Source organism: Nocardiopsis nanhaiensis, from assembly GCF_054778635.1.
Genome location: NZ_BAAGZJ010000022.1, coordinates 23,801 through 35,926, shown reverse-complemented (window position 1 = coordinate 35,926; position 12,126 = coordinate 23,801). Strand labels below are relative to the sequence as shown.

Genomic DNA, 12,126 nt, shown 5'->3' with positions numbered 1-12,126 from the left:
CGGGCGGCACCGCCACGCTGCCCGCACCGCCACGCTGCCCGGCCCGGTTCCCCCGGCGCCTAGTCGTCGGCCCCGTCGACCAGCCGCACGAGCGGGGCGTCCTCTTCGTCGAGCGCGATGTAGAGCGCGCCGTCGTCCGGACCGACCACGACGTTGCGGATGCGCCAGCCCTCGTCGGCCAGCAGCTCCTCTTCCTCCTCGACCTGGTCGCCGTCGACGGTGAAACGTGCGAGGTGCTGCGAGGCCAGGCCGCCGATCAGGAGGTCGCCCTCCCAGGCCGGGAACTCGTCACCCTCGTAGAAGGCCATGCCCGCGGGCGGGAACCCCTCGGAGCCGCACTCCCAGTAGTAGACCGGGTCGACGACGTCATCGCGCTCGGAGGGGTGGTCGCCGACGGGGGTGTCGGTCCCGTACTCGCAGCCGGTGTGGGTCACGGGCCAGCCGTGGTTGCCACCGGTCTGGACGACGTTGATCTCGTCGCCCTCCTGCTCGCCGTGCTCGCTCTGCCAGAGTTCCCCGGTCTCGGGGTGCACGGTCATACCCTGCGCGTTGCGGTGTCCGTAGGAGTAGATCTCGTCGGCGAAATCGGGATCGTCCACGAACGGGTTGTCCTCGGGAACCGAGCCGTCGGGCTCCAGACGTACGGTCGTCCCGAGCGTGTTGGACGTGTCCTGGGAGGGGTGGTCGTCGAAGTCCTTGTCGGCGCGGTCGCCGATGGTCATGAACAGGTGACCGTCGGGCCCGAAGGCCAACTTGGAGCCGTAGTGGTCCTCCCCTGGCTCGGCGGGCTCGGCGGAGAACAGCTCCTCGACGCCGGTCAGGCTTTCCTGCTCGGTGTCGAGCTGACCGCGGGCCAGGTACGTGGTGGTGTCACCGTTGCCGGCTTCGGCGGAGTAGGTGAGGTAGAGCCACTCCTGCTCGGGGAAGTCGGGGTCGACCGCGACGTCCAGCAGTCCGCCCTGGCCTGCTGCGTCGACCTCGGGCACACCGTCGATGTCGACGACATCGCCGGTGCCGGTGTCGACCACGGACAGGGCGCCGGAGAGCTCGGTGACCACCAGCTGCTCCGTTTCGGGCAGGAAGGCGAGCCCCCAGGCCTCGTCGAAGCCCTCGGCCACCGTCTCGGGGACGGGTTCGGGGTCGGGGGCTTCGGCGTTGGTGGCCTCCTCGGGGGTGTCAGTCGGCTCCGCGCCCTCTCCGTCGAGGACCTGGCAGGCGCTCGCGCCGAAGACGGCGAGTACCGCCCCGGTCGCCATGACGACGCGAATCCTCTTACTCATGCGGCCCCTCCACCGATCGGCAGCAGTAGTGTCACTCACTGTATCGGCCTGGTTCCGTTCTCCTCCTCTATATCGACGCATCTGTTCAGGGGGCGCTGGCCGTAGACACGATGCCCGCCCGAATCCGCGTGGAAGGCAAGACGGATGCGAGGTCCTCGCCGATCCCGTCCGGTGCCCGTGCACCGGAGGGCGCTGGACCGGAAGTGGCGATCCTCCGCGTGCTCCCGAACGCGCGGAGGATCACCAGAACCGTCCGACTACTCAGAACCTCCCGGGCCCTGGTCTCCCCGGGGCGGCTTCTTCGGCCGTTTCGGCCGTGCACCGGCCCGGCGCGACGAGCCGGTCCGCGCCGCCAGCGTGCCGTGCGCCTTGGACTTCCTCTCCTGGTCGACGTAGGGGTCCCGCATCACGGGAGGATCATCGAGGGCTTCGGGCTCAACGACGGCCGCCGAGGTGTCGTGCTCGTCCTCGTCCTGGCGGCGCTCGTACTCTTCCGGCGGCAGGACCTGCTTCCACCTGCGTGTCCGCATGGCCGGCAGCTCTCCGGCGTCTTCCCGCAGAGCCCGGTTCACCGCGTACATCTGGAAGTAGCCCATCACGAAGAACGGCAGGCCGACGAGGACGATGATCTTCTCGAGCGCCTCCAGACCGCCGGTCCCGGAGAACACCAGGAGGGTGGCGGTGACCACGGCGATGGCGATCGCCCAGAAGATGCGCTGGCCCAAGGGGTTGAAGTCCTCATGGCCATTGGCCATCGTGTCCGTCACCAGTGCCGCGGAGTCCACCGAGGTGATGAAGAAGACCACCACCACGAGGATGGCGATCATGGAGACGAAAGTCGTGGCGGGGAAGTGCTCCAAGAACGCGAACAGCGCTCCAGGGATGTCCCCCTGGTCCACGACGCTCTCGACCAGTCCGCCATCACGGTTGAGTTCGATGTCGAAGGCGGAGAAGCCGATGATGCCGAACCACAGCACCGAGAAGCCGGACGGAACGAGGAGTACGCCGGAGACGAACTCGCGGATGGTACGCCCCTTGGAGATCCGGGCGATGAAGATCCCCACGAACGGTGACCAGCTGATCGTCCAAGCCCAGTAGAACACCGTCCAGTTGGTCTGCCAGCCGGTATCGGCGAAAGTGTCGTTCCACAAGGCCAGCTCCGGCAGGTTCACCAAGTAGCGGCCCAGTGACTCGAAGGTGCCCTGGAGCACGAAGAGCGTGGAACCCGTCAGCAGAATGAAGACCAACAGGCCAACGGCGGTCCAGATGTTCACGTTGGACAGGACCTTGATGCCGCGGTCCAGGCCCAGCGCGACGGAGATCATGGCGACCGACCCGACGACACCGATGATGACCAGTTGCCACACGGCGCTCTCCGGGATGCCGAACAAGCTGTTGATCCCGCTGTTGATCTGTAGGGCCCCCAGCCCGAGGGACACCGCGATACCGAAGACCGTGCCCACGATGGCGACGATGTCGATGAACTTGCCGATCGGCCCGTGGATCCGCTCGCCGATGATCGGCTGGAAGATGGAGCTGACCCGCGGAGGCAGGTTGCGCTTGTGGATGAAGTAGGCGAAGCACAGGGCCGGCAGCGTGAAGATCGCCCAGGTGTGCAGGGTGAAGTGATAGAAGGTGAAGCTCATCGCGTCCGCGGCGGCGCCTGCCGTCTCCGGTTCCACCCCCAGGGAGGGGCCTCGCGGCGGATCACCGAAATGGCTGATGGGTTCGGCCACGCCCCAGAACAGCAGGATGCTGCCGATGCCGGCGGCGAAGAGCATGGCGAACCAAGCCGGGCCCGAGTGCTCGGGGGGTTCGTCGTCCGGGCCCAGTTTCACCCGACCGAACCGGCCGACCGCGGTATAGATCAGGAAGACCAGGAACAGCGTGAGGCCGAAGATGTAGAACCAGCCCAGGTTGGTGTACAGCCATTCCGAGGCAACGGTGACCACCGCGTCCAGCGGCTCAGTGAATATGACGGTGACAAGCACGAACGCAATGATCACTGCGGCCGCACCGAAGAAAATTGATGGCGAGGTCCGCAGTCGCAGGACGTCGTGCAAACGGGTCAGCACGTCATCGCCTCCTCGGAATCTGATCGGTATCGAATTCGGATGTGGTCTCCTGCTCCCCCGACCGCGATCCGTCAGGGCCGACGCCGGGCATGGGAGAAGGCGCCGGTCAAGCGTCCACCGGCTGAACAAGAACCTCACTATCAGACACCAACCGCATGTCCCGACGGCGCCCCGCCCCAAGCCCGGGCTTGTCGGCGCTGGTGCCCTGGCGCCCCTGAGGGGGCCTGATCATTCAGGGGCGGGTCGCTCGGGTCCTCGGGCCTTCGGGCCCTCCGGCTGGCGCTCGTGAACACCGGCGCCGGCAGTGCACCCTCCGGGTGCACGCCGTCGGCCGGTTTGGTGCACCCTCACCGGTGCACCGGAGACTCATGGCACAAGAGACTCACTGCACCGGAGCTGCTCGGTCCGGATGCGGGTGGGTCGAGCGCTCGCGCCGGTCTGTGCCGTTACGTGCCGATGAGGTGGTACCGGCATCCGGAGGAGCGTCGGTCTCGGGACGCTCGGACGCGAAAGCGGGTGGAGGATCCATCGTGCGGTCGAACCACGGCACCGGTCCGGGATCACACCTGGTGGTCCAGCCAGTCGTGGCAGCGGTCACGGAACCACGACAGCACCTCCTGCACCCGGTGTCCTCCATCGTTCTCGAGGACCTGGAGGGGGAAACTGGGCCGCCGGTTCAGAGAGTCCTCGGGCAGGTCGATGCCGGGAACCGCGTTGAACCTGTGCAGCAGCTCCTTGCGCAGAGCCACATCGTCGAAGGGGGGACGGCGCGCCAAGTGCTGGAAGACCACTTCAGCGCGCCCTGACACCGGGTAGAGAACGAGCGCCCAGCGCCACTCGGGGCTCACGCTCTCGTCCCAGGTGAGGAGGAAGCAGCTGGTGTCGGACCCCCCTCCCCAGACGAGACCGCCACCGGCGGCGACGCACTCGTCGATCAGGGCCTGGGCCGCCCGCACGACGGCGGATGGCTGGTTCTCCAAGAGGAGCGCGTGGAAACGTCGTTCCCGCTCGACGATCTCGTCCACCTCGAGCCCCACCCACTCGGCCAGGGCAGCCGCCGGCACGAATCCTTCATGCCCCGACCCTGCCCCCTCGGCGGCCCGGGTGTCGGGAAATACCCGGTCTCCGTGCGTGGTGCCCGAGTTGGCGGACAGGTGCTGGGACACGGCCGCTGTCTTGGCGCCGACGAGTACCGCGAGCTCGCGGTGGGTGGTCCAGCGGTCGGACGCCAGCATCGCGAGTGCGTTCTCGAGCTGCTGGGCGAGGTCCTCGGCGATCTCTTCCGGCGCCTGGGTTCCGGAGGCCGCGGGGGCTGGCCACAGGGCGCGGGCGTGGTCGGCGAGCAGGGACGCCCGCGCCTCGATCTCCGGCCTTCCCCAGCTGGGAGCGTCCGCGATCTGACGGTTCATGCTGAGGCCGCTGGACTGGAAGATCTTCTGCTTGCGCTCGAACATGTGGTTGGACAGCTTCGAGTTCTGCGCGGTCAGCGTCAGGTTGCCCAGAGTGTGCAGCAGGCGCCCGTGCAGTTCGATCTCGGTCTCGTCCGGGTCGGTCTGCTTGCGCAGGACCTCGTACCACTCTTCGGTCATGCTCTGCGGCATGACGTGCTCGATGCTCACCTTCGCCCTGCCGAAGTCCACCGGCTCGGGGGATTCGAAGCCTTCTTCCAACCTGCGCAGGACGAAGGTTCGCTGCAGGGCCTGGCCCGACCAGTAGAAGTTGCGCTGGGCCATGGCCTCGCGCATCGCCCTGTCTGACGGCCAGCGCCGACGCGGATCCGACAGGTAGCGGTGCACGGAGTCCGCGATCGAGCCGCCCGGTGCGATCTCCTTGGGCGCGGACATAAAGATCCGGTTGAGCCCCTGGGACGGCACCCCTGCGATCATGCGGCGAACCAGGAAGCTCTCCACGTACCCCAACGCCCGGATGAGCTCTTCCGTGTCGGTGTGCCCCTGGTCGCGCAGCACCATCAGGTGCAGCGCGAGCGGCCGGTAGATCTTGTTCCCCCAGGACTCGAGGCGAGCCAGGACCTCGGCCAGCTCCGGGTCGCTTTCGAAGACGGGGTCGAGGACGCGTTGCAGCAGCTGCCCCAGCCGCCACAGGTGTTCCACCTCGTCGCGCAGGGCACGTTCACCTCCGGCTTCGGATACCTGCTCCAAGCGCTCCTTCTGCCCGTGGTACACCTCGCTCTGCTTGGCCCGTTCGTCCCCGCGCAGTACCAGGTCGAGCCAGGCCAGGGTCTCCAGGGTCTCCGGACCCAGCTCCTCCTGCATGGGCAGCCATACCTCGTCGTAGACCTCCTGGCCGGTTTCGGGCAGGAGCATGAAGACGTAGTTGCGCAACAGGTCGGTCTGGCTGAGTCCCTTACCGGTGTTGTTCAGGGACTCGAAGATCCGGAAGACGTTGTCTCCCGCCTCCGCCTGGATGTCCACCAAGCTGAGCCGGTGCCCGATGATCTCCTCGATCCGCAGGAGTGCGTCCTCGCTGTAGCGCTGGACCTTGCGGGAGAAGTAGTTGTAGGCGAACCCGACCCTGTCGTCGCCCCCCGCGTCGGGGCGCCCGTTGACGATGGCCCGGAAGGCGGCCCGGTCGGCCTGGGTCGGCGCGAGCCGGTACTTGTCAGCACCCTTGTTGTACTTGTTCACCAGGTAGACGTCGTTGATCCGGTCCGCCCCGCTGGGGTCGCCCTCCTCCAGCTCCTCCACGTCACGCAGCCGGTCGCGAATGGCCGCGAGCGCGATGGAGAGGGACGTGAGCCGCTGCTGGCCGTCGATGACCAGCCAGCGGGTCAGCGTGCTCGCCGAGGACGACCCGGGCGCCAGCACCACCGAACCCAGGAAGTGCCCGACGGACCGGGCCGTGCGAGCGTCCTCGGCACGGTCGACCTGTTCGGTGAGGTCGCCCCAGAGCCGCTCGAGCTCGTCCCGCCCCCACGAGTAGGGGCGCTGGTACAGCGGCACCTGGAACTGCTTGGTTCCCTCGACCATGTTCCGGAAGGTGGTTTCGTTGGCCTGCATATCTCCGCAATCTCGGACGGGCGGTCAGGGAGTGGGCTTATTTCGGAAGGAAGGGACTGGGCTCACCGGAGTACGACACGTACAGCGTGTCTCGGGCCCTCGTGCAGGCGACGAACAGCAGGTTCCGCTCGCGCTGCAGGTCGTGTGCGTGTGCGAGCGGGTCCTCCGAGACGTCCGTGACTTTGGACTCCAGGGGCATGTAGGCGGCCCCCGCGCCGACCACTGCCACGCAGCGGAACTCCAGGCCCTTCATCGAGTGCATCGTGCCCACCCGGACCCCGGAGTCCTGAGCCAGGCCGCAGGTGCCGATGCTCCCGGTCTCCAATACGGTTCTGACCTCCTTGGCCAGAGCCTCCGTACGGGCCGCTACCGCGATCGTCCCGGGCTCGACCTCGGAGGCGAGCCACTCGGAGACCACATCAGCGAGCGCCTCCAGCTCCGCCTGCTCGGAGGGGTGTGCACGCACGGTCGGAGTCCGGCCGTGCAGGGGCGAGGTGAAGTCGGCCAGGTGCGAACGCACCCCGTCGAACCCCTCCACCGGCGCGGTGCCGAGAACCTGCACCGCCCAGGAGAGGATCTCCTGGGTGCTGCGGTAGCTCACGGTCAGACGGTGGCTGCGGCCGCGCACGTTGATCCCGACCGCCGCCATGGACACCCGGTGGTCGTAGATGCGCTGGTGCGGATCGCCCGCGACGAACAAGTCGTCCTTGCTCTCGGGGACCAAGGCCCGCACCAGACGCCACTTGGCCGGGTGCAGGTCCTGCGACTCGTCCACCACCACATGCCGGTAGGGGCGTTTCCCCGTGCGGTTGAGGATGTCGGCGGCCTCCGCGGCCAGCCACGTGAAGGTCCACTGGCCGTGGGCGCGCATCTCCTCGGTGGCGGCCAGCACCGATCGCCACACCCGGCGCTTCTGTTCGGCGCCCATGCGCCCGGAGCGTCCGCGCCCGTGCCGCCGGGCCTGGAGGTAGTCGCGTTCGGTGCGCAGATCCTGGGCGAGGATCACGTGCTCCCACTCCTCCAGCAGGAACCGTCCGGCCACGTCCGAACCTTCGGCGTGACGGTCCCACAGAGCGGTGAGGGCAGGTGTCTTCGGGAAGTCGAGCTTGCCGTGCACTTGTCGCACCACCTGGTGGGCCACCTTGTCCAGGTTGCGCACGTCGACCAGCTTCCGGCGGTCCTCATCACGCACCAGCAGTTCGAGCTGGGCGCGCAGCGCCGCGTCCAGGGTCGTGGTGAAGGTGGTGAACAGGACGGGTTGCTCGGGCGTGACCTCGCCGGTGTCCAGGGCGAGCTGTTGCCCGTCGGGGGCGTACCGTTCGGCCAGGTGCGCCACCCGGTGCAGCGCGGTCACCGTCTTGCCGGTGCCGGCGCCCCCGGTGACCATGGCCGGCCCTGCGAAACCGTCCCGGCGCGCGATGCGTTCCTGCCGCGGGTGCAGGAAGGTCCGCCACACGTCGAACGGGTGCTCCAGCAGTTCCCGGAGTTCTTCGGGGCCCTCCACGAACACCACCTGGCCGGGGCTGCGCCGGATCGCCGAGACCAGGTCGTCGGGGTCGACCTCCTGCGGGGCGGCCTCGTCGACGAGCTCACGGCTGAGCAGGGTCCACACCTCGTCCGGGGACATCCCCGAGGCCAGCGCGGTCAGGGCGTCGTGCTGGGCCTTGGGCATCATGATCGCCAGCGCGTCCAGATGGCTCTCGTCGGGGAGCAGTCTGGCGATGCGGACGGTGTCCTCGTCGATGCCCAGCTGGACGAAGTGCTTGTCCGGGGTCTTGTGGAACAAGGTGTCGGCCGAGGCCGCTGCCACCGGCGCGAGCGCGGTGCTCATGGTGTCGAGCGCGGCCTCGTCCCGGAACTCCAGGACACCCAGCACCTGGTTGACGGAGGGTCGCCGGTTGCGGATGTACCGGTAGGCCTCCGTGTGCGCGAGCACGGTCACCAGGACGAACACGTCACCTGACTTAGGTGCGAGGACGACGCCGCGGTACCCCTGGTTGATGCGCAGCGTCCGCCACCGGGGGTCCCGGCTGTCGGTGATCTTCTCCAGGTGGCCACCGGCGAAGTAGGTGTCGGCGAACTTGTCCACGGCGTCCTGGACGAGTTTCTGCACCTTCTTGTCGAGGGCCGCGTGGGTGGCGAGGAAGTCCTTGGCAATCGCGAGCTGGGGCACGGGAGCCTTTCCGGGACAGGGGGTGTGGGAGGTGTCCAGGGGAGGGGCGAACAGGGTCCTGCCGAACCAGCATAGGGATCGGAAGCCCGCTGGGGGCGGGCTTTTCGATACCCGGTACCGATCTGTCACCGCGTGGCCGACATCGGTCAGGGGCGAGGGGTTCGCGGGTTGTCGTTGGGGCGCAGAGGGGAATGCGAGCCGCACCGTAGGTGCCGCCACTGACACCGCCCCCTGGTATGACGGAGGCACACTCAACGAAGGGCGGCGTGCGTATGACTCCCCAGGGCGCGGTGGACATCGAGGTTCTCGGCCCCCACTCCGAGGACGCGGTCGACGAGGGCGGCACCCCGGCCCCCGACACGGGGCAACTGGTCACCGTCCGCAACCGCCAGTGGGTGGTGTCCGACGTGCGCGCCTCCCGGATCGTCTCCAGCGACCTCAGCCGGGTCACCGGCAGGCCCCAGCACATGGTGTCCCTGGTGAGCATCGGCGACGACGCCTCCACGGACCGGATCGAGGTCCTGTGGGAGCTGGAGGTGGGCACCCGGATCCATGAGGGCAGGGACCTGCCCGCGCCCGCCCTCGGCTTCGACGACCCGGTCCGCTTGGACGCCTTCCTGCACGCCGTCCGCTGGGGCGCGATCACCTCCGCCGACTCCACCTCCCTGCAGGCCCCCTTCCGCTCGGGGATCGAGATCGAGGACTACCAGCTCGAACCGGTGGTGCGTGCCCTGTCGATGCCCCGCACCAACCTGCTCATCGCCGATGACGTCGGTCTGGGCAAGACCATCGAGGCGGGGCTGGTCATGCAGGAGCTCCAGCTGCGCCACCGCGCCCGGACCATGCTCATCGTGTGCCCGGCCGGGCTGACCACCCAGTGGCGCGACGAGATGCGCGACAAGTTCGGGCTCGGCTTCCGGGTGGTCGATGCGGACCTGGTCCGCCGCCTCCGCCGGGAACGCGGCCTGTACGCCAACCCCTGGACCCACTACCCCCGCCTGATCGTCAGCATCGACTGGCTCAAGCGCGAACGCCCCCGCCGGATGCTGCGCGAGATCCTGCCCACCAGCCCCCGCTATCCGCGTACCGTCGACCTGCTGGTGGTGGACGAGGCGCACAACGTGGCCCCCGCGGGCAGCGGGAAGTACGCGGTGGACTCGCTGCGCACCAAGGCGATCCGGGAGTTGGCGCCCCACTGCGAACACAGGCTGTTCCTGTCGGCCACCCCGCACAACGGCTACCCCGAGTCGTTCTCCGCCCTCCTGGAGCTGTTGGACGACCAGCGTTTCGCCCGCGGGGTCAGGCCCTCCGACGAACAGCTCGACCGGGCCATGGTCCGCCGCCTCAAGCGTGACCTGCCCAAGCGCTGGGACGGCAGTGCACGCTTTCCCGCACGGGTGCTCGGCTACGCCGAAGTGGACTATTCCGAGGCCGAGCGCGAGGCGCACCGAACCCTGGTGGAGTACGCCGACAGCCGCCGCCGTCGGGTCGGGAGGGGCGGTCGGCACACGGTCGACTTCGTCACCACCCTGTTGAAGAAGCGCCTGTTCTCCTCTCCGCAGGCCTTCGCCCGCACTGTCGCCACGCACTTGGCCACCATGGATGCCAAGGAAGCGGCGGACGAGGGTTCCGGTACTTCCGAGCAGCAGGCCCCCGCCCAGGACGTCCTGCCGGTTCTCCAGGAACGCCTGACGGCCACGTCCGAACACGAGGAGGAGTACCAGGAGGCCGAGGCCGAGGTGTTCGGCACGGTGAGCCGCGGCGCCCCCGGCCTCACCGGACACGAACGCGGCCTGCTCGTCGACCTGCGGTCCTGGGCCCAGACGGCCCAGGGGCGTTCGGACGCCCGGTTCGCGGCCCTGCGCTCCTGGCTCGACCCGGTCCTCTTCCACCCCGGTGTCGACGGAGAACCGATAGGTCCGGGCGGCCCCGGCGTATCGGGCTCCAGCGGACCAGGAGACCAAGCGGACTGGACCGACGAGCGGGTCATCATCTTCACCGAGTACCGCGACACCCAGCGATGGTTGCGCGAGCGGCTCATCGGCGCCGGGTACGGCGGCAAGGGCGGGGAGCGGCTGGCCCAGCTGTACGGGGGCCAGGACCCGGAGGAGCGCGAGCGGGTCAAGAACGTCTTCACCGACCGTCCCGACCTCGACAAGGTCCGCATCCTCGTGGCCACCGACTCCGCCAGCGAGGGCATCAACCTCCAGCGGTACTGCCACCGGATCCTGCACTGGGAGATCCCCTGGAACCCCAACCGGCTCGAACAGCGCAACGGCCGGGTGGACCGCCACGGCCAGAGGGCGGACCGGGTGGAGGTCACCCACTTCGTCCCCAAGGGGTGGGAGGCGGCTGAGCCGGGTTCGCTGGAGGACGAGCTCGGGTTCCTGCGGACCGCGGTGGAGAAGGTGGACCGCATCCGCGAGGACCTGGGCAGCGCCGGTGACGTCATCGCTCACCAGGTCGAGGAGAAGATGCTGGGCCGACGGGCGGAGTGGGCCGAGGCAGACAGCGAGATCGTCTCCCGCGCGGGGGTGGCCCGTCTCAGCACTCAGCGGGAGCTCAACCGCAGGGTGGAGGAGTTGGCGGCCACGCTCGAGGGGAGCCGTGACCGCCTCGACCTCACCCCCGACACCCTGGAGCTGGTGGTCCGCACCGGCCTGGAACTGGCCCACCGCAAGGACCTCATCGACGCCGAAGCGCCCGAAGGTGTCACCGCGCGCTGTTTCCGGCTCCCGGAACTGGCCGGGGCGTGGGCGAGCGCCCGCAACGCCGGTCTGGCGCATCCGGTCACCGGGGTGGAGCGGCTGGTGACCTTCGACCCGGACGCGGTGGTGGGCCGCAACGACCTGGTGCTTCTGCACCTCAAGCACCGCTTGGTGGACCTGTGCCTGACCCTGCTGCGCGAGGAGCTGTGGTCGCAAGGGTCGAGGCTGAGCCGGGTCACCGCGCGGGTGGTGGAGTCCGACGTACTGCGGGTGCCGGCGGTCGTCGCGCACGGCAGGGTGGTGATCACCGGCGCGGAGGGCACGCGGCTGCACGAGGAGGTGCTGCTCGCGGGCGGCCGACTCGAGCGGGGCTCGTTCGTGCGGGCGAAGGAGGAGGACATCGACCGCTGGATGGCGGTGGCCACCGATCGCCTGGCCCCCGAACCGGTCCGGGAACGGCTGGCCGAGATGTGGCCTTCGCTGGACAAGGCGGTCGGCGGCGCCCTGCAACAGCGCGCCAACCAGCGGTTCAAGGCGGTACAGCGGGACCTGGACCGCAAGTGCGGGGAGGAGGTCGACGCGATCGGCCTGGTCCTCGACGAACTGGCGGAGGGGATCGAGGCGGCGCTGGACGACACCCCGCACTGGGAGCAGGCCAGCCTGTTCGAGGTGCGTGAACAGGACCAGCTCCGGCAGGACCGCGAGGCCTTGCAGGCCCGCCTGGAAGAGCTTCCCGAGCGCAAGGTCCAGGAGCAGGCGGCCCTGCGGCACCGTTACGCCGACCGCAGGGCGCGCTGGTTCCCGGTGGCGGTCACGTTCCTGGTTCCGGCTTCAGTGAAGGGGTGACCTGAGTAGGCCTGAGTAGAGGCGCGC

General features: G+C 68.8%; 5 protein-coding genes. 1 reads left to right on the top strand and 4 read right to left on the bottom strand.

Annotated features, from left to right (window positions below; all coding sequences use genetic code 11):
- Positions 1-59: 59 nt before the first annotated feature.
- The 4 genes from ACYVD1_RS12925 to ACYVD1_RS12910 form a co-directional block, all read right to left on the bottom strand.
- Positions 60-1,280 carry a PQQ-dependent sugar dehydrogenase gene (locus ACYVD1_RS12925; RefSeq protein ID WP_460771816.1) on the bottom strand — a complete coding sequence of 407 codons (1,221 nt, stop codon included), beginning with the start codon at positions 1,278-1,280 and terminating at the stop codon, positions 60-62.
- Between the two features lie 257 nt (positions 1,281-1,537).
- Entirely contained in the window at positions 1,538-3,355 is a 1,818-nt protein-coding gene (locus ACYVD1_RS12920; RefSeq protein WP_460771813.1) for a BCCT family transporter, read from the bottom strand.
- A gap of 560 nt (positions 3,356-3,915) precedes the next feature.
- A complete protein-coding gene (locus ACYVD1_RS12915; RefSeq protein ID WP_460771810.1) occupies positions 3,916-6,372 on the bottom strand; it encodes a DUF262 domain-containing protein in 2,457 nt (818 codons plus the stop codon).
- Between the two features lie 37 nt (positions 6,373-6,409).
- Positions 6,410-8,545: a UvrD-helicase domain-containing protein gene (locus ACYVD1_RS12910; RefSeq protein ID WP_460771808.1), complete on the bottom strand. Its 2,136-nt coding sequence runs from the start codon at positions 8,543-8,545 to the stop codon at positions 6,410-6,412.
- A gap of 272 nt (positions 8,546-8,817) precedes the next feature.
- On the opposite strand from ACYVD1_RS12910, the gene drmD reads away from it, so the two are divergent.
- Entirely contained in the window at positions 8,818-12,099 is a 3,282-nt protein-coding gene (gene drmD / locus ACYVD1_RS12905) for a DISARM system SNF2-like helicase DrmD (RefSeq protein WP_460771879.1), read from the top strand.
- The last annotated feature ends 27 nt before the right edge of the window (positions 12,100-12,126 follow it).

Bases quoted from the DNA above. Each gene is read 5' to 3' on its own strand.
- ACYVD1_RS12915 (WP_460771810.1), bottom strand. From the start codon at position 6,372: ATGCAGGCCAACGAAACCACCTTCCGGAACATGGTCGAGGGAACCAAG.
- drmD (WP_460771879.1), top strand. From the start codon at position 8,818: ATGACTCCCCAGGGCGCGGTGGACATCGAGGTTCTCGGCCCCCACTCC.
- ACYVD1_RS12925 (WP_460771816.1), bottom strand. From the start codon at position 1,280: ATGAGTAAGAGGATTCGCGTCGTCATGGCGACCGGGGCGGTACTCGCC.